Raw genomic sequence first — 25,506 nt, forward strand, 5'->3', positions numbered from 1 at the left:
TGTCACATGTCTCTGGCTAGACTGGGCTTCTTTTTCGTTCGCAGGAGGCACCCATGGCCCATCCCATTTCCGTCACCCTGATCGGCGTACCCACCGACGTGGGCGCGGGCCATCGCGGGGCGCGGCTGGGGCCGGAAGCCCTGCGCGTGGCGGGCCTGCCGGAGGCGCTGGCCGCGCGTGGCGTGGACGTGCGCGACCTGGGCAACCTGGACGGCCCGCGCAATCCGTGGACCGCACCGGTGGCCGGCTACCGCCACCTGGATGAAGTGGTGGCCTGGAACCGCGCGCTGATGGAGGCCAGCTACGCAGAACTGCAGGCCGGGCGCATGCCGATCATGCTGGGCGGCGACCACTGCCTGGGCATCGGTTCAATCACCGCCGTGGCGCGCTGGTGCCGCGAGCAGGGCAAGACCCTGCGCGTGCTGTGGCTGGATGCGCATTCGGATTTCAACACCAGCGATGTGACCCCGTCGGGCAACATCCACGGCATGCCGGTGGCCTGCCTGTGTGGCCTGGGCCCAGACGAACTGACCCGACTGGGCGGCAGCGCCCCGGCCATCGCCCCCACCCAGGTGCACCAGATCGGCATCCGCTCGGTGGACCCGGACGAGAAGCGCCTGATCAAGACCCACCGCGTTGATGTGTACGACATGCGCTACATCGATGAGAACGGCATGAAGCGCACGGTGGAAGCGGCGCTGGCCGGTGTGGATGAAAACACCCACCTGCATGTCAGCTTCGACGTGGATTTCCTGGACCCCAGCATCGCCCCCGGCGTGGGTACCACCGTGCCGGGCGGGGTGAACTACCGCGAGGCGCAGCTGGTGATGGAAATGATCGCCGACAGCGGCCGCATGGGCTCGCTGGACATCGTGGAATTGAACCCGCTGCTGGACAACCACAACACCACCGCCGAGCTGGCCGTGGACCTGGTGGAGAGCCTGTTCGGCAAATCCACCCTGATGCGCGACTGAGCCTGCCTGCCGCAGTCTGAATGGCCCGCTGCGCCGTTCACACTCGCTCCACGCCGTTGCCGCCAGATTGCACGTCAAGCGACGGCGGTGCCTTCGGATGCCGCCGCCAACCGACAGAATCCGACCCGCGATGTGCGCGGTGTAGCGGCCAACCCAAGGAGAAGCTCATGAAGCGTGTAGTTGCCCTGATGCTGTTGTCGATGTTCTCGGTGGCCATGCTGTCCGGCTGCAATACCGTTGCCGGTGCCGGCAAGGATGTGCAGAAGGCTGGCGAAAAGGTCGAGGATGCCGCCAAGGGCAACTGAGCCTGCGGTGGTGCGACACACGGAAAGGCCGGGCATGTCCCGGCCTTTTTCGTGCGCGCGTGCAGGCGCCGTGCACGGCGCTGGGTAGTGAACGATTCAAGCAGGTGAGCAGGGCTTTCATGGCCGGTTGACCGCGCTGCAACAGGCACTGCGCGAAGCTGCAGCCACGGTAACAACGCCGTCGCAACCGAAGGAATCCTGCCATGAACAAAGACATCATTTCCGGCAAGTGGTCGCAGCTGAAGGGCAAGGCCCAGGCCAAGTGGGGCGATCTGACCGACGACGATTTCAAGGTGGCCGAAGGCAATGCCGAGTACCTGGCCGGGCGCCTGCAGGAACGCTATGGCTGGGCCCGTGACCGCGCCGAAGATGAAGTGCGCGATTTCGAGAAAGCGATGCGCAAGGACTACCCCGATTTCCACTGACCTGATTTCCACTGACGCTCCACCGTCAGCCCCACGCACAAGGCCCGCATCCCCACGGTGCGGGCCTTGTGCTGTGTGCGCTCAGCGCGCCGGCGGATCGGGCACATAGCGGTTGGGGAAGGCCTGCGGTTCCAGCGGCAGGCGCGACGGTGCATCCAGGCGGATGCCGCGTGCGCGCAGGTTGCGGGCGCTGTCGTAGCGCAGCTGCACCACTTGGGCGGGCGTACGACTGGCGCGCTCGAACTGGGTGTCGCGCACCTGCGAGTACTCGCGCTCGCCATGGCCGGTGCCGAGCGCCGGCGCCTGGCTGCGCGCCTTGCTAGCAGTGCTGCTTTCCATGCGGCTGGCGCTGGCATCGGCCGCGGCAGACTCGGCTGCCGGGGCCGGCGCGGCCGGTGCCGGCGGCAGGTGGCGCAGCGGCGGGCGCGGGGTGGGGCGCCAGCGGTAGGCCTCTTCGAACACCGCCATGCCGACCACGCCGATGTTGTCCGGCCGCCCGGTGCGGCTGGCGTAGCTGCCGCCGGGGCTGCTGAAGACGAACTGGGCCACCTCGTCCTGGCTCTTGCGCCAGCCGGTGATGTCCGCGCTCTGGCCCGGGTTGAGCACGTAGCCGGTCTGCGACGGGTCGGCATCCTCGCCGGAAATGGCATTGATGCCATCCACCGACAGCACCACCAGTACCCTCCGCGGGCTGTCGTTGTACAGGCGCACGGCATAGCGGTGGCCGCGTTCCCCCGCCACCCAGCGCTGGCCGTCGGCGGCGTAGCTGCGCAGTTCGGTATCGCGGTCGCGGTCCACCAGCACCATGCGCACCGGCTGTTGCGGGTAGGGGGCCGACGGCGGCGGGGCGGGCCGGAAGCCGGCCAGGGGCAGGATCAGCAGCAGGGGCAGCAGGCGCTTCATGGCAGGTCTCCGGTGGGCTCGAGTGAACAAACGCATGGCCAGCCACAACGGGGTTGGCCCGGCACGCGGTAAACTGGCCCCGTTCATCGAAGGTTTCCGCACGCAGTCATGACGACCCGAGTCCTTACCGGCATCACCCCCTCCGGCACGCCCCATCTGGGCAACTACGTTGGCGCCATCCGCCCCGCGATCGCCGCCAGCCGCGCCCCGGATATCGAAAGCTTCTTTTTCCTGGCCGACCTGCACAGCCTGATCAAGGCCCAGGACCCGCAGCGCACCCAGCGCGCGACCCTGGAAATCGCCGCCAGCTGGCTGGCCTGCGGCTTGGACCCGGAACACGTCTGGTTCTACCGGCAGAGCGATATCCGCGAAACCACCGAACTGATGTGGTTCCTGACCGCCATTGCCAGCAAGGGCATCCTCAACCGTGCCCATGCCTACAAGGCCGCGGTGGACAAGAACCGCGAAGAAGGCGTGGATGAAGATGCCGGCGTCAGCGCTGGTCTGTTCATGTACCCGGTGCTGATGGCCGCGGATATCCTGATCTTCAAGGCCCACCAGGTGCCGGTCGGCCGCGACCAGATCCAGCACATCGAAATGGCGCGCGACTTCGCCCAGCGCTTCAACCACGTGTACGGCAAGGAGTACTTCCCGCTGCCCGAGGTGGTGATCGACGAACAGGTGGCCACCCTGGCCGGCCTGGACGGCCGCAAGATGAGCAAGAGCTACCACAACACCATTCCGCTGTTCGCCCCGCGCGAAGAGCTGAAGAAGCTGGTGTTCTCGATCCTGACCGATTCGCGCGCACCGGGCGAACCGAAGGACACCGAAGGTTCGGCGCTGTTCCAGATGTACCAGGCGTTCGCCACCGCCGAGCAGACTGCGGCGTTTGCCCAGGCCTTCGCCGAGGGCATCAGCTGGGGCGATGCCAAGCAGCAGCTGTTCGAGCGTATCGACAGCGAATTGTCGCCGCTGCGCGAGCGCTACAACGCGCTGATGGCCGAGCCGGAGAAGATCGAGGCGCTGCTGAAGCGCCGTGGCCAGCAGCTGCGCGAACAGCTGGCCATGCCGCTGCTGGACGAACTGCGCCATGCCGTCGGCCTGCGCGATCTGTCCAGCGCAGGCGACATCGCCAGCGAAGATGCCGGCGTGGCCCGCGTGGCCCCGCCGCTGTTCAAGCAGTACCGCGAAAAGGACGGCCGCTTCTACTTCAAGCTGACCGCCGGCGACGGCACGCTGCTGATCCAGAGCGAAGGCTTCGATTCGCCGCGCGATGCCGGCCAGCTGATTGCCGTGCTGAAGCAGGCCGAGCAGGGCGACGCGCTGCAGAGCGAGCTGTTCAAGCTGGAAGCCGAAGTTGAGGCCGTGCTGGCCGCGTTGGCGGTGCTGCGCGCCGAGTAACCTGGCCCTTCCTTGTAGAGTCGAGCCATGCTCGACTGCTGTTGATGCGCCAGTCGAGCATGGCTCGACTCTACAGAAGGGAAGTCGAGCATGGCTCGACGCTACAGACCTGATGCAAGGACAGGGGGAGTCTGCAATGGCCTGGTTGTCGCTGCTGTTGTTCCTGCCCTGGTTCCTGCTGCTGGGCAGCCTGTTCTGGCTGTTCCCGCGCCAGCCGCGCAGCCTGCGGCGGCGCGTGTTCGACAGCGCCAGCCTGGTGCTGGCCTTCCTGTTGAGCATCCTGGCCATGCTGTGGGGCCACCATATCGGCCTGGTGCAGGCCGGTGCCGGCCCGATCTGGCCGCAGGTGCTGGCCGTGTTGTACGCCTACGGCGCCTTCCTGGCGGTACTGGTGCTGGCGCTGCTGCTGCGGCCGAGGTACCTAAAAAGGTAGCGTCGACCGTGGGTCGACTGCTCTCCTGCAGGGCATCGCCAACAATCCGCGCTTCGCGCGACGTCGACTGACAGTCGACTCTACCCCCGGCCCCCGTGCAGTCTCCGACCAAAGCCGCATCGAACCGGTCCCCCGCGGCGGCCTACCATGGGCGTCTGTTCCGCCACCTGCCAGGTGCGTGCCGATGACCGCCGACCCCAGCATCCACACCATCGATACCGGTTTCCAGCGGGCGCAGTTCGATGCCGCCTACCTGATCGTGGAAAACGGTCGTGCCGCCTTCGTCGATTGCGGTACCGGCCTGTCGGTACCCGCGATGCTGCAGGCATTGGCCGATGCAGGGCTGGGCCCGGAAGCGGTGGACTGGCTGCTGCTGACCCACGTGCACCTGGACCACGCCGGCGGCGCCGGCCTGCTGATGCAGCAGCTGCCCAACGCCCGCGCCGTGCTGCATCCGCGTGGTGCACCGCACATGATCGACCCCACCCGGCTGATCGCCGGCGCCACCGCGGTGTACGGCGCCGAGGAAATCGCGCGCAGCTACGGCCGTATCGAACCCATTGCCGAACATCGCGTGGTGGTGGCCGATGATGGCCACCGCATCGATCTTGCGGGACGCGAGCTGTTGCTGCTGCATACGCCCGGCCATGCCCTGCACCACTACTGCGTGTGGGATGCGCGCAGCCGCAGCTGGTTCACCGGCGATACCTTCGGTATTTCCTACCGCGAACTGGACAGTGCCAAGGGCGCCTTCATCTTCCCTACGTCCTCGCCGGTGCAGTTCGACCCCGAGGCGATGAAGGCGTCGATCCAGCGCATGCTGGGCTACGACCCGCAGGCGATGTACCTGACCCACTACGGACGGGTGCAGCAGGTGCAGGCGCTGGCCGCAGACCTGGTCGAGCAGATCGATGCCATGGCCACCATCGGCCGCCAATGCGACGGCCGGCCCGATCGCCATCGCTGCCTGCTGGCGGCATTGCAGGCGTTGTACCTGGAACGCGCGCAGGCGCATGGCTGCGCGCTGGACCAGGCCGCGGTGGCCGAGGTGCTGGCCATGGATATCGAATTGAACGCGCAGGGCCTGGCCTGCTGGCTGGATCGCGTGCGTCGCTGAACGCAACGCACGCCGTCATCGCACTGTCACGCTACACTGCGGGGCATCCCCTTCCTGCCGTGGTATTGCCGTGAATCCGATGCGCGTGTTGCTGCTGTCGTCCTGCCTGTTCGTCGGGGGCTTGGCCCATGCGGCCAACGACCTGCCCGGTGGCGGCATCGATCCGCAGGCGCTGTCGCGCCACGTGCGTGTGCTGGCCTCGGACGAGTTCGAAGGCCGCGCCCCGGCCACGGCAGGCGAAGAGCGCACCGTGCAGTACCTGATCGAACAGTTCCGCAGCTACGGCCTGCAGCCCGGTGGCGTCGATGGCAGCTGGGTGCAGCCGGTGCCGCTGGTACGTGCGCAGCTGGATGGCGCGGCCAAGGCCAGCCTGGCGCTGAAGGGCGGTACGCGTGCGCTGGTGAACGGTGAGGACGTGACCCTGCAGAGCCTGCAGCCGCGCAAGCGCGTGCAGATCAAGAATGCGCCGCTGGTGTTCGTCGGCTATGGCATTGATGCGCCGGAACGCCACTGGAATGACTACAAGGACGTGGACCTGCACGGCAAGATCGCCGTGGTGCTGATCAACGATGCCGACTTCGAGGCTGATGCGCCGGGCGCGTTCGATGGCAAGGCGGTGACCTACTACGGCCGCTGGACCTACAAGTTCGAGGAAGCCGCGCGCCGTGGCGCCGAAGGCGTGCTGATCGTGCACGAGACCGCGCCGGCCGCCTACGGCTGGGCCACGGTGAAGAGTTCGGGCACCTCGCCGCTGTTTGACATCGAGCGCAGCAACGCCGAGGCGATGGCCCAGCACACGCCGCTGCGTGGCTGGATGCAGCGTTCGCTGGCCGAGGCGATCTTCGCCGATGCCGGCCTGGATTTCGATGCCGAGAAGCGCAAGGCCATGCAGGCCGATTTCCGCCCGGTGCTGCTGGACAACGCGCGGCTGAGCGCGGAGTTCGCACTGAAGCGCGAGCAGGTGGTCACTCGCAACGTGGTGGCCAAGCTGCCCGGTGGCGAGCATGGCGATGAAGCGGTGATCTTCTCGGCGCACTGGGACGCCTTCGGCATCGGCCAGCCCGACGCCAAGGGCGACCGCATCCGCCGCGGTGCGATCGACAACGCCACCGGCGTGGCCACCGTGCTGGAACTGGGCCGGGTGTTCGCCGCCGGCCCGCAGCCGCAGCGCACGCTGTTTTTCGTGGCCCTGACCGCTGAAGAAAAGGGCCTGCTGGGCGCCAGCTACTACGCGACGCACCCGCTGGCACCGCTGGAAAAGACCGCCGCCGTGCTGAACATCGAAATGTTCAGCCCCGACGGTGCCACCCGCGATATCGCTTCGTGGGGCAAGGGCCGCGTGTCGCTGGAAGGAGATCTGGAGCGTGTCGCCAAGGCCCGTGGCCGCAGCTACAGCCCCGACCCCAATCTGGAAGCCGGCTTCTTCTACCGCGCTGACCACTTCGCCTTCGCCCGCCTGGGCGTGCCGGCCATCACCATCGGCCCGGGCCTGGACAAGCTGGACGGTGGCGTGGAAGCCGGCCGCGCGCTGCGCGAGAAGTACTTCGCCGATTGCTACCACCAGGCCTGCGATGCCTGGACCCCCAGCTGGGACCCGGCCGGCCATGCCGCCGACACGCTGCTGGTGTACGACCTGGGCGCCGAGCTGGCCAACAGCCGCCGCTGGCCGACCTGGGAAGAAGCCTCGGAATTCCGCGGCGCCCGCGAGAAGAGCGAAGCCGCCCGCCGCTGATGGGGGAGTGCTGATATCGGCCGTGGCGATGTGGGTATGACCACGTCGCCATGACGATGGCGATATGGCACCGGCGCCGTGACGTGGGCGATATGACATCGGCGCCATGACACCTGCGGTATGACATTGGCGCCATGACGCCTGCGATATGGCAACGGCGCAATGACGCCTGCGGTACGGCAACGGCGCAATGACGCCTGCGATATGGCAACGGCGCCATGACGCCTGCGGTACGGCAACGGCGCAATGACGCCTGCGGTACGACAACGGCCCAATGACGCCTGCGGTAGAGTCGACTGTTAGTCGACTTCGCGCGAAGCGCGGGTTTCATGCGTCGGACGGGAAGGCAGTCGACTAACAGTCGACTCTACCCAGTCGACTCTACCCAGCCGGCTCTACCCAGCCGCCGTTAGCTGCGGCCACGAAGCAACCGCCATGCGCCCCAGGCGCTGGCGAGCAGGGCGACTACATACAGGCCGGCCCGCGGACCGGGCGCCAGCGCACGGCCGGGATTCTCACCGCGATGCAGTTGCAGGTTCATGGGCGTGGTATCGCCGCCCAGCACCGTGACCAGCGCCACCAGCAGGGCAATGCAGAACAGCAGCAGGGCGATGCCGAACCCGATACGCGGCCATGCGGCCTGCGCGGGAGGGCGTCGCAGCAGCCAGGCCAGCATCGTGGCCAGGGCCGTGCCCAGTGCCACCCACATCAGTGGGGTGGCCGGGTAAACCGCAGCCACCGGCATTGCACCGGTGGCTGCCATCAGAACTGCACCGTTACTTGCGGGTGCCGTCGAGCCAGTTCGGGCCCTTGTTGGTAAGGAAGAACACATAGACCACCAACGATACCGCGATCGTGGCGGTGACGTAGATGGCGAACCAATCCACATGGCCGGTCTTCAGCGCGCCCTGGTACAGCAGCGGCGCGGTGCCACCGAACAGCGAATTGGCCAGCGCGTAGCCCAGGCCCACGCCCAGTGCACGCACATGGGCGGGGAACAGTTCGGCCTTCACCACGGCGTTGATGGAGGTGTAGCCGGTGAGGATGACGAAGCCCAGCGCCAGGGTCAGGAAGGCCAGGGTGGCATCGTGCTGGTGCGGCAGCTGGGTGATCAGGTACCAGCTGTACAGCACGCCGCCCACGCCGAAGAACACCAGCAGGCTCTTGCGGCCGATGATGTCCGACAGCCAGCCGCCGACCGGCTGCAGCACCATCAGGAACGTCAGCACGCCCAGGTTGACCAGGGTGGCGGTCATCGGGTCGTCGGCGGCGAACGCGCTCTGGATCATCTTCGGGCCGTTCACCGAGTAGGTGTAGAAGGCAATGGTGCCGCCGGCGGTGATCAGGAAGCACAGCAGCAGCGGGCGCCACTGGTGCACGAACAGTTCGTACATCGAACCGGACTTCTTGGCCTTGCCTTCGCGCGCGGCTTCGATCGACGATTCTTCCATCGTCTCGTCCATGCCACGGCGCAGCCAGAACACCACGACAGCCGCGATACCGCCGATGCCGAAGGCGATGCGCCAGCCGAACTCGGAGATTTCCGGCTTGCCCCAGACAGTAAGCATCAGGAACAGGGTGAGCTGGGCCAGCACATGGCCACCGACCAGGGTGACGTAGTGGAACGAGGACAGGAAGCCGCGGCGGCCGGGAATGGCGGCCTCGGACATGTAGGTGGCGCTGGCGCCGTACTCACCACCGGTGGCAAAGCCCTGCAGCAGCCGGGCGAACAGCAGGATGATCGCCGCCCAGATGCCGATGCTGGCCGCGGTGGGGGTAATGGCGATCAGGAACGAGCAGACGGCCATCAGGGTGACCGACACGGTGAGTGCCAGGCGGCGGCCATGGCGATCGGCGAAGCGGCCGAAGAACCAGGCACCGATGGGGCGCATCAGGAACGTGGCGGCGAAGATCGCCCACACGTACATGGTGGAGTTCTTGTCTTCGGGCGAGAAGAACTGCGATTCGAAGTACACGGCGAACACCGAGTACACGTAGACGTCATACCACTCCACCAGATTGCCGGCGGAGCCTTTGAGGGTATTGGAGATCGACCGGCGCAGCGCGGCGCCGTCGGTGCTGGGGACAGCGGAATGGGACGTGGTGCTCATCCGGTTGGGGATCCTCGATGCGGCGCTTCCGTGCGGGAAAGATCGGTGCCAGCCGCGCGCGGGGCGCTGGCGGTCAGCCTCCTGGGTACTGCATCCCATGTCAACGCCAGGTGCCGGAACAGGCGGGGCAGGGCATGGGACCGCACAGGATGACAGCGCTGGGGGGGAGGGACCATAGCTAGATCGTCGTACGCATTGCAGCCGAACCCTCTAGAATCCGGCTTCCCCCGGCTTTCTGGTGCGTCATGTCGGCTCCCCCTGTTTCTTCTGCGGCTGCCCCCCGGGGCGGCCTTGTTGCGTTGGCGTTGCTGCTGGTCTACGTGGTCTGGGGGTCCACCTATCTGGGCATTGCCAAGGCCCTGCACGGCGGTGCGCTGCCGCTGACCATGGTGTCCGGCAGTCGCTTCATCATTGCCGGTGGGCTGATGTACCTGGCCCTGCGGGTGTTCTGGAAGCTGCCCCGGCCGACCCTGCGGCAGTGGCGCAACCTGGTCATCATGGGGGTGACCATGCTGGTGCTGGGCAACGGCATGGTGGTGCTGGCCGAGCGTGAGGTGTCGTCGGGCCTGGCCGCCACAGCGGTGGCCTCGGTGCCGCTGTGGATGGCGCTGTTTTCCGCGCTGCGCGGCCAGCACGCCAGCCGTGGCGAGTGGCTGGGCATCGCGGTGGGCTTCCTAGGCGTGGTGTGGCTGAACGCGGGCAGCAGCCTGACCGCTTCGCCCACCGGGCTGGTACTGCTGCTGATCGCCCCGATCGGCTGGGCGTTCGGCTCGGTCTGGGCGCGCGGGCTGGATCTGCCCGGCCCGTTCATGACCGCCGCTGGACAGATGGTGTGCGGCGGCGTGCTGCTGGTGCTGATCGGCTTGGCGGTGGGCGAGCGCCCGACCACGCTGCCCGATACCGGTGGCCTGCTGGCGATGGCCTATCTGTGCGTGTTCGGCTCCATCGTGGCCTTCACCGCCTATGTGTGGCTGCTGCACAACGTGCGACCGGCGCTGGCCGGCAGCTACGCCTACGTAAACCCGGTGATCGCGGTGCTGCTGGGCGCGGCATTGAATGGCGAGCGCTTCGGCTGGCGTGATTTCCTGGCCATGGCGGTCATCCTGCTGGGCGTGGTGGTGCTGACCATGGCCCGGACCCGAAAGAAATGAGCACCAAGAAGTGAGCATGAAGAAGTGAGCATCGACGAGAAAGAACAACGCCGCGGCCTATTGGTCACCGCCTCCACCTTCGTGCTGTGGGGGCTGGTGCCCGTGTATTGGCACCTGCTCAACGAGGTGCCGTCGTTCCAGATCATCGCCCACCGCATCATCTGGTCCACCGTGCTGGTGGTGGCCTGGCTGCTGCTGAGCGCACGCCTGGGCTGGTGGCAGAAGATCGCCGCGCAGCCACGCGCGCTGCCGATCCTGGCCGTGTCCAGCCTGACCATTGCCTTCAACTGGGGCCTGTACATCTGGGCGGTGAACGCCGGGCACGTGATCGAAACCAGCCTGGGTTACTTCATCAACCCGCTGGTGAACGTGCTGCTGGGCGTGCTGGTGCTGAAGGAACGGCTGCGCCGCCTGCAGTGGGTGGCGGTCGGCATGGCCGCCGTGGGCGTGGCCTGGCTGACCGTCGATGCGGGCACGCCGCCGTGGATCGCGCTGGGCCTAGCCTGCTCGTTCGGGCTGTACGGGCTGCTGCGCAAGCTGGTGTCGGTCGATCCGGTGGCTGGCCTGGGGGTGGAAAGCCTGTACCTGTTCCTGCCGGCGCTGGGCTTTGCGATCTGGGCCGAGAACGGCCATGGCGGCGCGTTCTTCCATGGCTGGGGCTGGCGCAACGACCTGCTGCTGATCTTTGGCGGCGTGGTCACGGCCGTGCCATTGATCGGTTTCGCCTACGGGGTGAAGCGCATTCCGCTGTCGCTGGTCGGCATCCTGCAGTACATCGCGCCCAGCCTGCAGCTGCTGCTGGGCGTGTTCTTCTTCCATGAAGCGTTCGACACCGGCAAGGCGATCGGCTTTGCGGTGATCTGGGCCGGACTGGTGCTGTTCGTGGCCGAGAACGTGCGGGCGATGCGCGCGGCGCGGGGTCGGATCCCTTCGCAACGCGAAGGGATCTGACCCCCGAACCCTGGGGAAGCGATGGGGTCAGAGCCCTTCGCCATGCGAAGGGATCCGACCCCGGGACCGCGGGACCCCGGAAAAAAAGAACGGCGCCCCGAAGGGCGCCGTTCTGCTTCCATCTCCGGCCAGGAGAGAGTTGGCCGGAACGGGAACGCGGGTGCAGGCTTAGAAGCGCTGCTGGTACTTCATGTACATGAAACGACCGATGTCGAAGCCGCCGTAGTAGACGAAGCTGCTGTTCGGCTGGCTGTACATGATCGGACCCTGGTGGTCGAACACGTTGTTCAGGCCCAGCGAAACGGTGCCATCCCACGGCAGTGCGTAACGCACCTGCAGGTCGTGGAAGGTGTTCGAACCCACCTTGTTGGTCGGCGAGGCATCGGTGTAGGCCGAGCTGAAGCCCGGCATGTTGCACTCGTCCATGTAGGAGCACTTCTCCTTCATGCTGGAGTAGTAGCGCGCGGTCCAACCGATGCCCAGGTTGCCGTACTGCCAGTCCAGGTTGAAGGTCGAGCGCACGCGGAAGTTGCCGCCCCAGCTGGTCAGCTGTTCCACCGGGGTGGTAGCGGCGTTGTCGTTACGCTGCTCCAGGTAGTCGGTGTAGGTGGTGTTCCAGGTGACGGCGAACTTGCCGAACGCGGTTTCCGGCAGGCGGTAGCGCGCGCTGATGTCATAGCCAGCGGTTTCGCGGTAGCCGGCGTTGACCAGCGAACGGTCCAGCGCATTGACCTGGCCGTTGCTGCCGCGGGTGAAGCGGCCGCACGCAGCGTCCGAACCCTGCACGTAGCACTGTTCCAGGATGTTGGTGGCCGACTCGCCAACGATGGCGTTGTCGATGCGGATCTTCCACCAGTCCAGGCTCACGTCCAGGCCCTGCACGAAGTCGGGGCTGTAGACCAGGCCGACGGTCCAGGTCTTGGCGGTTTCCGGCTTCAGGTTCGGGTTGGAACCCGAATTGAAATCGGTGGTGGCCTGCTGGCCCGGCTTGCTGGCCACGCTGCCATCGCTGTTGAGCTGGCGGAAGTTGGCCGGCACGTTCAGCGCCTTGCAACGGGCTGCCACGGTGGCGCTGGTGGCGGCGGTGCCGAACGAGGTATCGCACGGATCGGTGAACGAATCGCGGCTGCTGACGGTGCCGCCGTACAGGTCGTCCACGGTCGGCGCACGGAAGCCGGTGCCGTAGGTGGCGCGCACCAGCAGGCTGTCGATCGGCTTCCACTTCAGGCCGAACTTGCTGTTGGTGGTGGAACCGAAGTTGTTGTAGTCCGAATAACGACCGGCCACGTCCAGCGACAGTTCACGGGCAAAGGCCATGTCGGCCAGCAGCGGCACCTGCAGTTCCAGGTAGACCTCGTTGAGCGAGTAGTCGCCCTGGGTCGGCTGGCCGCTGGTGCCGGCGATCTGGCCGTTCTGCACCATCAAGTCCGGGGTGTAGCGCGCTTCCTCGGTGCGGTGCTCGAAGCCCATCGCGGCCATGATGTCGCCGGCCGGCAGCGAGAACAGCGAACCGGAGATGTTGGCGCTGGCCACCTTGGTGGTGGTCTGGCTCTTGTCCACGAAGCGGGCGAACAGATAGTCCTGCACGTCCTGGTTGCTCAGCGAGCCCGGGCCGGTGTAGCCCATCGGCGCGGCCGGGTTCCACGGCACGCAGCCGGCGATCACTGCATCGCGGGTGCCGCAGTACGCCACGCCGTTCTCGATGAACGACGGGCCCACGGCCTGGTTCACGTTCGGCTGGTACATGCTGCCGGTGCCGACGCGCTCGCCTTCATTGCGGTTGTAGGTGTAGCTGACGTTCCAGTCCCAGTAACGCGAACCGGTTTCGAAGCTGCCTTCCAGGCCCAGGCTGCCGCGCTTGGTTTCCAGGGTGTTCTCGGTGCCGCGCAGCATCTCTTCGGTGCGGTGCGAGAACAGCACGTCCTGGCCCCACAGGTTGAACGCGCTGTCCTTGGACAGGGCGGCACGGGTGCCGTTGCGCGCCTGCGCAGCGGTGACCGAGTACGGGTAGCCGGCCAGGTGCTTGGTCGATTCGCGCTTGCTGTACATCGCATCGGCAACCAGGCGCAGGTTGTCGGTGAACGAGAAGCCACCGTTGGCGAACACCGAAGTGCGCTCCAGGCCGGTCAGCAGGCTCATGTTGGTCTTGGTGTTGGCACCATCGGCCGGGTTCGGCGCGTGGAAGTTCGCCGCATCGGTCGGGTCACCGCCCGGGCCGACGGTCAGTGCCTTGCCACCGACGGTGACGCTGCCCCACGGCGTGGTGCCGTTCAGGCCATCATTGGGGTGGCGCGGGCCATTGACGTAGCGGCTGAACTCGCGCGCGCCGCCCATCACTTCGTCTTCCTTGGTGCGCTCGGCACCCACGCTGAACCAGCCGCGGTCGAAGGTCTTGCCGAAGGTGGCGCTGTAGGAGCGCTTCTGGCCGTCGCCTTCACCGTACTGGCCGACGTAGACGCTGGCTTCGCCACCGTCGAAGTTCTTGCGGGTGATGATGTTGACCACACCGGCGATGGCGTCCGAGCCGTACAGCGCCGAAGCGCCGTCGGTCAGCACTTCCACGCGCTCGACGATGGCCGAAGGAATGGAGGCCAGGTCCGAATAACCGCCGGCGCTGACGCCCATGCGGCGGCCGTCGATCAGCACCAGGCTGCGTTCCGGGCCCAGGTTGCGCAGGCTGACATACATGCCGCCGAAATCGCGCGAGGAGGTCAGCGAGGACGCGCGGCTCATGCTCGGCGAACCGGCAGCGGTCACGTCCTGCAGGATGTCGGCAACGTTGACGTAGCCCTTCTTCTCGATCTCGGCGCGGTTGAGCGCAACTACCGGCTGGGCGGTTTCGACACTGGCCTGGCGGATGCGCGAGCCGGTGATTTCGATGCGGTCGAGGTTGGTGGTGGTGTCACCCGCATCCTGTGCGAAGGCGGGGGTGGTGCAGCTGGCAGCAAGCGCGATGACGATGGCGTTGCGCAGCGGGGTGGTCTTCAGGGACATCCGTGAAATCTCGTGTTTCAGAAAAAACATGCGCCCGTTCTGTGGGCGCGGAGGGTGCTGCAAACCAACGTGGGGGGCGCGATTCTAGAGTGTTTTCATTCGTAACTGTTTGTCCCGGCGTGTCACATGCGCGCGAACATGAATCGCAACCAACAATCCACAGGTTGTGTGTGCGCGGCATCACGCAGGGCGTGTTTTGCGTGCGCAGAGGCATCGATAGCGGCCGGTGGTGGGTGATCTGTAATGCGCGTGGTGTGCGCCGGTTCATCCACGCCATGCGTGGATGACGCGCCAAAAAAAACGGGCGAAGCCTTCGCTTCGCCCGTTTCCATCCACCACGCCGTACATCTGTGCGTTGATCAGGTCTCGCGCAGCGCCGTAGTGATCGGCAACCGCGCCGCACGCAGCGCCGGGAACAGACCGCCGACCAGGCCGATGCCCAGTGCCCACTTCAAGCCGGTCCACAGCAGCTCCGGCGACACATGGAACTTGAACACCACCGCGCTGAAGTTGCTGCCGATCGTGGACACGCTGTAGCCATTGAACACCAGCCACGCCACGGCGCAGCCCAGCAGCCCGCCCAGCAGTGCCAGCAGCATGGTTTCCAGCATCACCGCGGTCACCACCGGCAGGCTGCGGAAGCCGATCGCGCGCATGGTGGCGATCTCGCGCGCACGCGTGGCCACGGCCGCATACATGGTGTTGAGCGCGCCGAACACCGCGCCCACCGCCATGATCGTGCCGATCACCTTGCCAAGGATGTCGATCAGCTTGGTCAGCCCGCCCCCCTGTTTGCTGTAGTACGCACGGGTGGTTTCCACATCCAGCTTCAGGCGCGGATCGGCGGCGACGGCGGCCTTGAACTGCTCGAAGCCCGGCTTGCCTTCGGTGCGCACGCTGATCGACTGCCACGCACTGCGCTGGTAGGTGGTGGCCAGGGTGTCGGCGTCGGTCCACAGTTCCGAATCGTGCGCATCGCCGGTGGCGAACACGCCCACCACGGTCCAGCTCTGGTTGCCCAGGGTGAGGGTCTTGCCCACTTCCATGTTGCGGAACTGGCCCTGCGCGCCCTGGCCGACCACGATCTCGCGCAGGCCCGCGTTGAACCTGCGGCCCTGCACGATCTTCACCTTGTCATGCACGGCCCAGGCCTGCGGGCCGACGCCGCGGAACTGCGCGTTGACGTCGGTGCCGTCGGCGCGCGAGACCAGGTTCACCACCTGCGACAGTTCCGGTGACAGCAGCGGGCGGCCTTCGCCATCGCGCGCCACGCCGGGCAGGGTGGACAGGGTGGGCACCTGTTCGCGGGTGATGACCGAGTTGGTTTCCGCCTGCGAGCCGCCGCGCAGCACGATGGCGGTGGTGTCATCGCCGGTATTGCTGAGCGTGGCCTGGAAGCCTTCGCCCATGGCCAGCATGGCCACCAGCACGCCGACGACGCCGGCGATGCCGACCACGATCACCGAGGACGCGCCCCAGCGCTGCGGCAGGCTGGCCACGCCGATACGGGTCGCCGCCAGCGCCAGCCGCCCGCTGCGGGTCAGCAGCAGCCATAGCGCGACCAGCACGGCCACGGCCAGCACACCGAACCACGGCAGGCCGATCCACAGCGCCAGGCCCACCGCCAGCAGCAACACGGTGAAGGCGTTGCTCAACCACTTCTTGAGTTTCTTCATGGGGTGTGCTCCTCAGCGGCCGGCCAGTGCGTCGACGATCTTCAGGCGCTTGGCGCGCAACGCCGGCAGCAGCCCGACGATGATGCCGATCACCACGATCAGGCCCAGCCCCACCAGCCAGGTGGGCGTGGGGACGTGGGGCGGCAGCATGCCCATGCTCTTCGGCCCGATCGCCGGCAGGATCAGCGCGGCCAGGCCCATGCCGATCAGGCCGCCCAGGCCGATCAACAGCACCGATTCCACCATCACCAGCGCCAGCACGGTGCTGTCCTTGAAGCCCAGCGTCTTCAGCGTGGCCAGCTCAGGCACGCGTTCGCGCACGGCCTGGGCCATGGTGTTGCCGGTCAGCAGCAGCAGGGTGAAGAACACCGCGCCCATGATCGAGGTCACGATCATGCCAATATCAGCGAACTGCTTGACGAAGGCCTGTTGGAACGCCGATTCGGTCTGGGTCTTGGTCTCGTGGTCGGAGTTGGCCGAGATTGCATCGATGGCCTGGGCCACGCGCGAGGCTTGGTCCGGATTGTCCAGGGTGACGGTGTACCAGCTCACCTGGTTCTTGATGTAGTCGTTGGATTCGTCGAAGTACTTCCAGTTCATCATCAACTGGCGTTCTTCGTTGCCGGCCTGCGCGCGGTCCTTGGAACGGTAGATGCCCTTCAGTTCCAGCGGCCAGTCGTTGCTGCCGCCACGCGGGAAGATGGTGGCCTGCAGCGGAATGGTGTCACCGATCTTCCAGCCGAACTGCTTGGCCAGCGTTTCGCCGACGATGGCGCCGGTGCGGGTCTGCTTCCAGTCTTCCAGCTGCGTCGGGTCGATCTGCAGTTCGCGGTAGACATCGAAGTAGTTGGGCGACACCGAGAAGTTGGGGAAGAAGTTCTTCGGGTCCTGGTAGATGCCGCCGAACCACATGCCATAGGCCACGTCGCGCACGCCGGCCACCTGCCGCACTTGGGTTTCCAGGCGGATCGGCAGCGACTGGGTGATGGACAGGCGCGAGGCGACGATCAGGCGGTTGGCACCTTCCACGCTGCCACCGGAATTGAAGGCCACGCGGACCGAATCGAGCATGCCGAACAGCAGGAACGCGGCGACCACCGACAGCAGGGTCAGCAGTGTGCGGGTACGGCTGCGGAACAGCTGTGCCCACACCAGGGAGAAGTATTTCATCGCCGGGGCCTCCGTCAGTGGGCCAGCGGGGCGTCGGCCAGCTCGCCCTTGTCCAGGTGCACCGTATGGGTGGCGTACTCGGCAGCCTTCGGGTCATGGGTGACCATGATGATGGTCTTGCCGTGTTCGCGGTTGAGCTGCTGCAGCAGGCCCAGGATCTCCTCGGCCGACTGCCGGTCCAGATCGCCGGTGGGTTCGTCGCAGATCAGGAAGGTGGGATCGGAAACGATGGCGCGGGCGATCGCCACGCGCTGCTGCTGGCCGCCGGACAACTCGTTGGGGCGGTGGCTGCGGCGGTCGGCCAGGCCCACCAGGGTCAGCGCGATCTCGGCGTTGCGCTTGCGCTGGGCAGCACTGAGGTGGGTCAGCAGCAGCGGCAGTTCCACGTTCTTCTGCGCGGTCAGCATCGGCATCAGGTTGTAGAACTGGAACACGAAGCCGACGTGGTGGCTGCGCCAGGTAGACAGCTGGCCGCCGCTCATCTGGTCGATGCGTTCGCCTTCGATGCTGATCTCGCCGCCGCTGGGGTTGTCCAGCCCGCCGATCAGGTTCAGCAGGGTGGTCTTGCCCGAACCGGACGGGCCCATCAGGGCGACGAAGTCACCGCGGGCGATGTCCAGGTCGATGCCGTGCAGCACCTGCACCTTTTCCGGGCCGCGTTGGTAGGTCTTGGTGATGTTGCGCAGTGAAACCAGGGTCGACATGGGTGGTTCTCCACGGAAGGCGGGAAACGGGTAGGCGCACCGGCCGGTGGCCGGGGCATGCGTCGAGCGGTGTTGCCGGCGGCGCCATGTGGGCGCCAGGCCGTTACTGCGCTTGCTTCACGGTCACCTTGGCGCCATCGCGCAGGGTGTCGGGCGGGCTGACCACCACGCTCTCACCGGCGCTTACGCCCTTCAGCAGCTGGCGATCCTTGCCCATCGCCTGGCCGGCCTGCACGCTGCGCTGCTGCACGCGGTCGGCGTCACCCAGCACGAACGCCACTGACGCGCCGTCGCGCTGAACCACTGCGCCATCCGGCACGCGCACGCCCTGCGGCTTGCTGGCCGAGGCCTGCGGCTGTGCCTGTTCCAGGAAGCTGACCCGCACGCCCATCTCCGGCACGATGCGCGGGTCCTTCACCTTCAGCGCTACGCGAACCTTCACCGTGGCCTTGCCGCGGTCGGCGGTGGGAATGATGGCGATCACCTCGCCCGGAATCTTCCACTCCGGGTAGGCATTGAGCGTGGCTTCCACCGGCATCTTCGGCTGCACGCGGCCGATGAAGGCCTCGCCGACCTCGACTTCGATCTCCAGCGAATCCATGTCGACGATGGTGCCGATGCCGGTACGGGTGAAGCCGCCGCCCGCAGACAGGGGGGAGACGATTTCGCCCGGCTGCGCGGCCTTGGCGGTGACCACGCCGGAGAACGGCGCGCGCACGATGTTGTTGTCCACGCCCAGGTCGGCAATGGCCAGCTGGTCGCTGGCGACCTTGACGTTGCGCTGGGCCGTTTCCAGCTGCGCGCGCAGGCTGTCGCGCTGGGCGACGGCCTGGTCGTACTGCGAACGCGAGACCAGCTGCTGGCCCACCAGCGCCTGCAGGCGGCTGGCTTCGGCGGCGGCCTGGCGCTGCTGCGCTGCGAGGCCGGCCACCTGCGCACGCGCGGCCTGCACCTGCGACGCCGACAGGCTGCGCTGCGCATCGGCATCGATCGGGTCCAGGGTGGCCATGATCTGGCCTGCCTCCACCCGCATGCCTTCTTCAATCATGACTTCGCGCACCTTGCCGGTGATCTTGGCCGACACCGTGGCCATGCGCCGGGCCACGACGTAGCCACTGGCGTCGAGCACCGAACTGCTGGCGCTGCCCTGCTGGATGGCCACGGCCGGGGCGGTGCTCACTTCCACTGCCGGTTCGCGGCCGAACAGCAGGAAGGCCGCGCCCCCCAGCAGCAGCACCAGCAGGGCCAGCACGATCCACAGCCAGCGGCGCGACCCCCCACTACCGCGCGGGGGCGGCGCTGCGTTGCGGTCGATACGGAGTTCTTTCAACAATTCGGCAGAAGCGTTCATTGCGTTCCATCACAGGCGTTCGGGCGGGTGTGGCCGGAAGGGCAGACGACGGCGTTTCCGGCGGTGGAGCGTGCGGCACAGCATGACGGCAGGCACGGCAGCAGGGGCAGTGACAGCTGTCATTGGATGTTCCTGACGGCGGCAACTGCCGGATGTGACCACGGCGGCACAGGATGGCAACGTCCCCGCTACCGGCACCGCCCATGGATCCGATTCCCCCGTCGCTGGCCCATCTGCAGCAGGTGCAGGTGCACTATGGCGACCACACCGCGCTGCACGGCATCGACCTGCAGGTGCGCGCTGGCCAGGTGCTGGCGCTGCTGGGCCGCAACGGTGCCGGCAAGAGTACCGCGATCAGCGTGCTGTTGGGCCTGCGCCGCGCCGATGCCGGGCAGGTGCAGCTGCTGGGCGGTGATCCGCAGCAGCGCGCCAGCCGCGTTGGCCTGGGGGTGATGCTGCAGAGCACCAACCTGCCGCCGATGCTGCAGGTCGATGAACTGGTGGCGCAGGCCAGCGCCTGCTACCCCGATCCCATGCCGCTGGCCGAGGTGCCGCAACGTACCGGCCTGCAGCATCTGGCCCGCCGCCGCTACGGTCAGCTGTCCGGCGGCCAGCAGCGCACGGTGCAGTTCGCCATCGCCCTGTGTGGACGGCCGCGCGTGCTGTTCCTGGACGAGCCGACCACGGGCCTGGATATCCAGGCGCGGCAGGTGATGTGGCAGTCGATCCGGCAGTGGGTGGCCGAAGGTGGCGGCGTGCTGCTTACGACACATTACCTGGAGGAGGCCGAGGCCCTGGCGCAGCGCGTGGTGGTGCTGGAGGGCGGCCGGGTACTGGCCGACGCCCCCTTGGCCGAGCTGCGCCTGGCCGACCGTCCCCGCCGCATCCGCTGCCGCAGCGCGCTGGCTGTCGAAGACGTGCAGCGCTGGGCGGGGGTGCAGCAGGTGCAGCGCGACGGCGCGCATCTGCTGCTGCTGGCCAGCCCGGCCGAACCGGTGGTGGCCCGCCTGCTGGCCGCCGATGCACAGCTGCAGGAGCTGGAAGTGCAGGGCGCCGCCCTGGCCGACGCATTCCTTGAACTGACCCGGGAGGCTGCATGAACACCCTCGTCCGCCCTGAATCCACCGGCGCAGGCCGTTGGCGCACCACGCTGCGCCCCTATGCCGCCGAACTGCAGGCCGAACTGCGCCGCACCTGGCGGACGCCGGCCTTCGTGCTGCCGTCGCTGCTGTTCCCGGTGCTGTTCTACCTGCTGTTCGGCGTGCTGCTGGGGCGTGGCCACGCACCGCTGTACCTGCTGGCGACCTACTGCGTGTTCGGTGCGATGGCGCCCGCCCTGTTCGGCTTTGGCGTGCAGCTGGCGCTGGACCGCGAAGGCGGCCTGCTGACCCTCAAGCGTGCGCTGCCGCTGCCGGCGGCGGCGCCGTTGCTGGCGCGGCTGGCGATGGCGGTGCTGTTTGCCGCGCTTATCGCCGCGTTGCTGATCGCGGTGGCGCATGCCTTCGGTGGCGTGCGGCTGCAGCCGTTGCAGATCCTGCAGCTGCTGGCGGTAGCGGCGCTGGCCGCGGTGCCACTGGGGGCCATCGGTCTGCTGATCGGCAGCCACGTGGGGGCCAGCGCGGCGCCGGCGGTGGTGAACCTGGTGTACCTGCCGCTGGCCCTGCTGTCCGGCCTGTGGCTGCCGTTGGCCGCTTTGCCTAAGGTGTTTTCCACCGTGGCGCCACTGTGGCCGACCTGGCACCTGGCGCAGCTGGCGTTGCCGGTAGTGGGGCAGCCCGCCGCCGGCAGCGCGCTGGGCCATCTGCTGGCGCTGCTGGCGGTGGCCACGGCCGCCCTGCTGCTGGCGCGCCGCCGCCTGCGTCGGATCGGCTGAACTGGCATGATCGACAGCGATCATCCCCGCCTGGATTCCCCCGTGCCATCGAACTGGCTTGCGTCGCTGCTGCGCCCCGCGCCGGATTCATCGGTGGCCGATCTGCTGCGGCGGGGCAAGTCGCCGTGGAGCGGCGCCATCCACCTGCTGTGGTCGGTGTGGATCTTCCTGACCCCTGTGCTGGGCAATGGCTTCACCCTGCGCTGGCTGTTCATCACCCTGGTCAGCTATCCGCTGTTCCTGCTGCTGTACGCGCGGGTGATGCTGGCACCGCGCCACCATGCCTGGCGCTACGCGTTGGCGATGGTCGCCATGGCGCTGGTGCTGCTGCCCTGGTACCCGTCGGGCCTGAGCTACTTCGTGTTCGGCTGCGTGCTGCTGCGCATGAGCGGGCGCGGCGGCTGGTGGGTGTATCTGCTGCAGCTGACCGGTCTGAACCTGCTGTTCGGCACGGCCGCGCTGTACTTCGGCTACCCCTGGCAGGCGCTGGTGTGGATGCCGGCGGTTTCGTTCATCGTTGGCTTGGTGGTGAACGTGGAATCGCTCAGCCACCAGCGCGACGTGGCGCTGCAGCTTTCCCAGGACGAAGTGCGGCGGCTGGCCACCACCGCCGAGCGCGAGCGCATCGGCCGCGACCTGCACGACCTGCTGGGTCATACCCTGTCGCTGATCACGCTGAAGCTGGAACTGGCGCGCAAGCTGTACGACCGCCAGGACGAACGTGCACGGCAGGAGATCGGCGAAGCCGAAGCGATTGCCCGCGAAGCGCTGGCGCAGGTACGCAGCGCGGTGACCGGCATTCGTGCCAGCGATCTGGCCGGTGAGCTGGCCTCGGCGCGGTTGCTGCTGGAGTGCCAGCAGGTGCATCTGCAGTACAGCGTGCCGCCGCCGATGCCGGTGGAAGTGGAGCGCGGCCTGGCGCTGGTGCTGCGCGAGGCGGCCACCAACATCGTGCGCCATGCACAGGCCACGCAGGCGCAGGTCGAGTTCATGCAGGAAGGGCGGCAACTGGTGATGCAGATACGCGATGACGGACGCGGTGGGGTGCAGGCTGAAGGCAACGGGCTGTGCGGCATGCGCGAGCGGGTGGCCGCGCTGGCCGGTGCGCTGGCCGTGCAGTCGCCGCGTGGCGAGGGCACCGTGCTGACCGTGCGCGTTCCACTGGCCGCTGCCACGGTGCCGGTGGCCACGGCAGCATTGCCGCAGGAGGGCGCCGCATGATCCGTATCCTGCTGGCCGAAGACCAGGCCATGGTGCGGGGTGCGTTGTCGGCCCTGCTGGGCCTGGAACCGGATATCGAGGTGCTGGGCAGTGCGGCCGATGGTGAAACGGCGTGGCGGATGCTGCAGCAGTTGAAGCCGGACATCCTGGTGACCGACATCGAGATGCCGGGCCTGACCGGTCTGGAGCTGGCCCAGCGCATCGCGCGGCAGGAACTGCCGATCAAGGTGGTGATCGTGACCACCTTCGCCCGTGCCGGTTTCCTGCGCCGCGCGCTGGAAGCGGGCGTGCTGGGCTATCTGTTGAAGGACGCGCCGGCGGAGAATCTGGCCGAGGCGCTGCGCAAGGTGCAGCAGGGCGTCCGGGCGATCGACCCGCAGCTGGCGCTCGATGCCTGGTCGCAGGCCGACCCGCTGACCGACCGCGAGCGCCGCGTGCTGCGCCTGGCCGGCGAAGGCCGCAGTGCCAGCGAGATTGCCGAACAGCTGGGGTTGTCGCACGGCACGGTGCGCAACTACCTGTCCGAATGCATCGGCAAGCTGGGGGTGGCCAACCGCATCGAAGCGTACCGGCTGGCGCGGCAGAAAGGCTGGCTGTAGGGCGCCGCTAGCGCCGGGGCATGCTCGGCGGCCGGTTTCTACGGGGGTGTCACTTTCTTTGCGCGCAAAGAAAGTAACTAAAGAAACGCTCCGCCATCCGCGAGCCGGCGCTGCGCGCCGGTACCCTGCGCTCCTCGGTCCGTCGAGGGACGGCGCCGAACTCGCTGCGCTCAGACACCGGCGCCTCTTCGCCCTCGCCGGACCTGCGGTGCTCGGCTCGCTACAAGGCGGAAACATCAACAGCCACAGCCGCGAGTGCCGGCATTCTGGGGCTGGAAGCTCCCAGTGGTGCGCGCTTTCTGTAGAGCCGAGCCATGCTCGGTTGCTGTTCGCCTGCAGGCGCGGAAACGATCCGCCGGGCATGGCCCGGCGCTACCCGTTCAGTCCTTGCCGCGGGCCATGGCCTGGAACACGCCGTCGCGGCGCACCCACAGGTGGAACAGCGCCGCGCCCACGTGCATCAGCACCGTGGCGAACAGCACGTAGGCCAGCAGGCTGTGCGCATTGCGCAGGGCGGCATACAGGGCCGGGCTGTGCGGCACAAGCGCCGGCAGGTGCACGCCGCCCCACAGGGTGATCGGGTATCCGCCCGCCGACAGCATCGCCCAGCCGATCAACGGCATCGCCAGCATCAGCCCGTACAGCATCCAGTGCGACGCCTTCGCCGACAGCACCTGCCAGGCCGGCAGATCGGCCGGCAACGGTGGCGGCCGGTGGCGCAGGCGGTTGTACAGGCGCAGCAGCACCAGCACGAAGATCGCCACGCCCAGCGGCCGGTGCAGGTCGATCAGCATCGGCCGCAGGTGCAACGAGGCGACCATGGTCACGCCGATGAACAGCATGGCCACGATCATCACCGCCATGGTCCAGTGCAGCAGCCGCGCCAGCAGGTTGAAGTGGCCGTTGCCGGTGTTCATCGTGCGGCCTCCTTCGGTTGTTCGACGTTGCCAGCGGCGCGTTCGCGTTCGCGGCGGTTGAAGGACTGCGAGTACACCGCCGAGCGTGCGGCCAGGATCGGGTCGTCGCTGCCACGCACGCCACTGGGCAGGATCAGGGGGTCGAAGTTGATCTGCCCGCAGGCGCCTTCTTCCTGCGACTGCATGCGGTCCAGGCTGAGCACGCCGGCCACCACCTGCTCGCGGGATTCGGGCCACGGCACGGACGGGTCGTCGATGGCATCGCCGGCGGCGGCGGTGCTGACCACCAGGTTCCAGCGCACCGGGCCGCTGGCCAGGCGCTGGCGCAGTTCCTGGCTGAGGAAATCGATGCTGGCCTGCTTGCGCGCCTCGGCATCCATTTCCACTACCGGCGCCTGCGGCTGCCAGCGCCAGCGCACCGCGCGCTTCTGGCCCTGGGCGTTTGTGAACCAGAAGCTGTTCACGCTGTTGTAGGTGGTGTCGGCCCAGCTGCTGGTCCACGGCGCGGTCCTGGCCCACTGCTGGAACGCCTGCGCGCTGGGGTATTTCGCCAGCACGGCGGCCATCTTCGCCGGGTCGGGCTTGCCGGTGGCCGGGTCCGGAATGCCGGCGCGGGTCTGTTCGAAGAAGGCTTCGGCGGTGGGCACGGCGAAGAACGGGAAGCTGTTCATGGCCATCCGCCAATCCTGGCCGTCATCGCTCACCATCTGCACGGCCAGGCTGCGCACGCGTGCGGTGTTGTCGGCGCCGTAGGGATCGCCACCGCCGATCGACAGGCGGCCCATCACCGGCACCCGCGGCTGCGAGAACACGCGCGCGCTGGACAGCGTGCGTGCCTGCGCGCTGGGTTCAAACCAGCCGCTTACGCAGATGCCCTTGCTGTGCGCACGGCGGAAGCCGGGATGGGCCGGGCCGGTGGCTTCGATGGTGTCGGTGAAGCGCTGCGCGGTGAGGCGGTTGCCGATCCAGCCGGCCAGCCAGGCGAAGAGCAACGCAACACCGCCCAGTATCAGCGCGATCAGCGCAATCCACGGCAGGGGCGTGTGCGGGCGGGGCGAGCGCGGCCCCTGGCCGGCGCGGGTAAAGCGGAACAAGGGCATGGTCGGGTTCCTGCCTTCACGGATCGTGTGGGTGGTCGACCCGCACATCCTCGCAGAACCCTTCCAGGCCCGGTATTCAATTTTTCGTCAGATTTGCCAGGCCCGCCAATGCCGCCGGCCGGGAACCTCGGCGCGAACGCCGACCGGGAACGCCGACCGAAACCCCGCCCGGGAACGCCGACCGGTAGAGTCGACTGTTAGTCGACTACCGCGCGCAGCGCGGGATTTTCCACGACCCATTGAAGAGCAGTCGACTAACAGTCGACTCTACCGCAGACCGCAGACCGCAGACCGCAGACCGCAGACCGCAGACCGCAGACCGCAGACCGCAGACCGCCATGGCCGCCATGGCCGCCATGGCCGGCCCCGCTCGTGTGCCGAGGATCCTCACGCCGCCC

The 25,506-nt window shown here is 67.5% G+C and carries 23 protein-coding genes; 13 read left to right on the plus strand and 10 right to left on the minus strand.

Annotation, left to right across the window (positions count from 1 at the left end; all coding sequences use genetic code 11):
- Positions 1 to 53: 53 nt before the first annotated feature.
- From rocF to AC06FA_RS11140, 3 genes are all read left to right on the plus strand, one after another.
- The gene (gene rocF, locus AC06FA_RS11130) at positions 54 to 974 is read left to right on the plus strand and encodes an arginase (protein WP_108748164.1); all 921 of its coding nucleotides are present in this window, start codon (positions 54 to 56) and stop codon (positions 972 to 974) included.
- 167 nt (positions 975 to 1,141) lie between these two features.
- A complete protein-coding gene (locus AC06FA_RS11135; RefSeq protein WP_108748165.1) occupies positions 1,142 to 1,279 on the plus strand; it encodes an entericidin A/B family lipoprotein in 138 nt (45 codons plus the stop codon).
- A gap of 203 nt (positions 1,280 to 1,482) precedes the next feature.
- A complete protein-coding gene (locus AC06FA_RS11140; RefSeq protein ID WP_312252261.1) occupies positions 1,483 to 1,704 on the plus strand; it encodes a CsbD family protein in 222 nt (73 codons plus the stop codon).
- 81 nt (positions 1,705 to 1,785) lie between these two features.
- Here AC06FA_RS11140 and AC06FA_RS11145 read toward each other — a convergent pair whose 3' ends face one another.
- Positions 1,786 to 2,607, minus strand: a complete 822-nt coding sequence (locus AC06FA_RS11145) for a hypothetical protein (protein ID WP_478068344.1) — start codon at positions 2,605 to 2,607, stop codon at positions 1,786 to 1,788.
- Between the two features lie 108 nt (positions 2,608 to 2,715).
- On the opposite strand from AC06FA_RS11145, the gene AC06FA_RS11150 reads away from it, so the two are divergent.
- From AC06FA_RS11150 to AC06FA_RS11165, 4 genes are all read left to right on the plus strand, one after another.
- On the plus strand, positions 2,716 to 4,008 hold the full coding sequence (locus AC06FA_RS11150; RefSeq protein ID WP_478068346.1) for a tryptophan--tRNA ligase: 1,293 nt from the start codon (positions 2,716 to 2,718) through the stop codon (positions 4,006 to 4,008).
- 136 nt (positions 4,009 to 4,144) lie between these two features.
- Positions 4,145 to 4,441 carry a hypothetical protein gene (locus AC06FA_RS11155; protein ID WP_478068347.1) on the plus strand — a complete coding sequence of 99 codons (297 nt, stop codon included), beginning with the start codon at positions 4,145 to 4,147 and terminating at the stop codon, positions 4,439 to 4,441.
- Between the two features lie 184 nt (positions 4,442 to 4,625).
- Positions 4,626 to 5,558 carry an MBL fold metallo-hydrolase gene (locus tag AC06FA_RS11160; RefSeq protein ID WP_478068348.1) on the plus strand — a complete coding sequence of 311 codons (933 nt, stop codon included), beginning with the start codon at positions 4,626 to 4,628 and terminating at the stop codon, positions 5,556 to 5,558.
- 79 nt (positions 5,559 to 5,637) lie between these two features.
- Positions 5,638 to 7,290: a M28 family metallopeptidase gene (locus tag AC06FA_RS11165; protein ID WP_478068404.1), complete on the plus strand. Its 1,653-nt coding sequence runs from the start codon at positions 5,638 to 5,640 to the stop codon at positions 7,288 to 7,290.
- A 409-nt stretch (positions 7,291 to 7,699) separates the two neighbouring features.
- Here AC06FA_RS11165 and AC06FA_RS11170 read toward each other — a convergent pair whose 3' ends face one another.
- Both AC06FA_RS11170 and AC06FA_RS11175 read right to left on the minus strand, forming a co-directional pair.
- Positions 7,700 to 8,053, minus strand: coding sequence for a hypothetical protein (locus AC06FA_RS11170; RefSeq protein WP_478068350.1), 354 nt, complete (start codon positions 8,051 to 8,053; stop codon positions 7,700 to 7,702).
- A 13-nt stretch (positions 8,054 to 8,066) separates the two neighbouring features.
- A complete protein-coding gene (locus tag AC06FA_RS11175) occupies positions 8,067 to 9,401 on the minus strand; it encodes an MFS transporter (RefSeq protein WP_478068351.1) in 1,335 nt (444 codons plus the stop codon).
- Between the two features lie 245 nt (positions 9,402 to 9,646).
- Here AC06FA_RS11175 and yedA point away from each other — a divergent pair, with 245 nt between their 5' ends.
- Both yedA and rarD read left to right on the plus strand, forming a co-directional pair.
- Positions 9,647 to 10,552: a drug/metabolite exporter YedA gene (gene yedA / locus AC06FA_RS11180; protein ID WP_478068352.1), complete on the plus strand. Its 906-nt coding sequence runs from the start codon at positions 9,647 to 9,649 to the stop codon at positions 10,550 to 10,552.
- A gap of 24 nt (positions 10,553 to 10,576) precedes the next feature.
- The gene (gene rarD / locus AC06FA_RS11185; RefSeq protein WP_478068353.1) at positions 10,577 to 11,503 is read left to right on the plus strand and encodes an EamA family transporter RarD; all 927 of its coding nucleotides are present in this window, start codon (positions 10,577 to 10,579) and stop codon (positions 11,501 to 11,503) included.
- A 168-nt stretch (positions 11,504 to 11,671) separates the two neighbouring features.
- Here rarD and AC06FA_RS11190 read toward each other — a convergent pair whose 3' ends face one another.
- The 5 genes from AC06FA_RS11190 to AC06FA_RS11210 form a co-directional block, all read right to left on the minus strand.
- Positions 11,672 to 14,497: a TonB-dependent receptor plug domain-containing protein gene (locus AC06FA_RS11190; RefSeq protein ID WP_478068354.1), complete on the minus strand. Its 2,826-nt coding sequence runs from the start codon at positions 14,495 to 14,497 to the stop codon at positions 11,672 to 11,674.
- Between the two features lie 359 nt (positions 14,498 to 14,856).
- Complete coding sequence (locus tag AC06FA_RS11195) at positions 14,857 to 16,173, minus strand: ABC transporter permease (RefSeq protein ID WP_478068355.1); 1,317 nt, start codon at positions 16,171 to 16,173, stop codon at positions 14,857 to 14,859.
- Positions 16,174 to 16,185: 12 nt separating this feature from the next.
- Positions 16,186 to 17,343: an ABC transporter permease gene (locus AC06FA_RS11200; protein WP_478068356.1), complete on the minus strand. Its 1,158-nt coding sequence runs from the start codon at positions 17,341 to 17,343 to the stop codon at positions 16,186 to 16,188.
- A 14-nt stretch (positions 17,344 to 17,357) separates the two neighbouring features.
- The gene (locus tag AC06FA_RS11205) at positions 17,358 to 18,047 is read right to left on the minus strand and encodes an ABC transporter ATP-binding protein (RefSeq protein WP_004153799.1); all 690 of its coding nucleotides are present in this window, start codon (positions 18,045 to 18,047) and stop codon (positions 17,358 to 17,360) included.
- 103 nt (positions 18,048 to 18,150) lie between these two features.
- A complete protein-coding gene (locus tag AC06FA_RS11210) occupies positions 18,151 to 19,398 on the minus strand; it encodes an efflux RND transporter periplasmic adaptor subunit (protein WP_478068357.1) in 1,248 nt (415 codons plus the stop codon).
- A gap of 203 nt (positions 19,399 to 19,601) precedes the next feature.
- Here AC06FA_RS11210 and AC06FA_RS11215 point away from each other — a divergent pair, with 203 nt between their 5' ends.
- From AC06FA_RS11215 to AC06FA_RS11230, 4 genes are read left to right on the plus strand one after another with little or no spacing between them, the layout of a single operon-like run.
- Positions 19,602 to 20,498, plus strand: coding sequence for an ABC transporter ATP-binding protein (locus AC06FA_RS11215; RefSeq protein ID WP_478068358.1), 897 nt, complete (start codon positions 19,602 to 19,604; stop codon positions 20,496 to 20,498).
- Positions 20,495 to 21,271 carry an ABC transporter permease gene (locus tag AC06FA_RS11220; protein WP_478068359.1) on the plus strand — a complete coding sequence of 259 codons (777 nt, stop codon included), beginning with the start codon at positions 20,495 to 20,497 and terminating at the stop codon, positions 21,269 to 21,271. The genes AC06FA_RS11215 and AC06FA_RS11220 overlap by 4 nt, the downstream gene beginning before the upstream one ends.
- Before the next feature lie 6 nt (positions 21,272 to 21,277).
- On the plus strand, positions 21,278 to 22,492 hold the full coding sequence (locus AC06FA_RS11225; RefSeq protein ID WP_478068360.1) for a sensor histidine kinase: 1,215 nt from the start codon (positions 21,278 to 21,280) through the stop codon (positions 22,490 to 22,492).
- On the plus strand, positions 22,489 to 23,091 hold the full coding sequence (locus AC06FA_RS11230; RefSeq protein ID WP_478068361.1) for a response regulator transcription factor: 603 nt from the start codon (positions 22,489 to 22,491) through the stop codon (positions 23,089 to 23,091). Before AC06FA_RS11225 ends, AC06FA_RS11230 begins: the two co-directional genes overlap by 4 nt.
- Positions 23,092 to 23,471: 380 nt before the next feature.
- Here AC06FA_RS11230 and AC06FA_RS11235 read toward each other — a convergent pair whose 3' ends face one another.
- Both AC06FA_RS11235 and AC06FA_RS11240 read right to left on the minus strand, forming a co-directional pair.
- Positions 23,472 to 24,008, minus strand: coding sequence for a cytochrome b (locus AC06FA_RS11235; protein ID WP_478068362.1), 537 nt, complete (start codon positions 24,006 to 24,008; stop codon positions 23,472 to 23,474).
- The gene (locus tag AC06FA_RS11240; protein WP_478068363.1) at positions 24,005 to 25,108 is read right to left on the minus strand and encodes a catalase family peroxidase; all 1,104 of its coding nucleotides are present in this window, start codon (positions 25,106 to 25,108) and stop codon (positions 24,005 to 24,007) included. The genes AC06FA_RS11235 and AC06FA_RS11240 overlap by 4 nt, the downstream gene beginning before the upstream one ends.
- Between the last annotated feature and the right edge of the window lie 398 nt (positions 25,109 to 25,506).

This window comes from Stenotrophomonas sp. Steno-C17 (genome assembly GCF_056393165.1).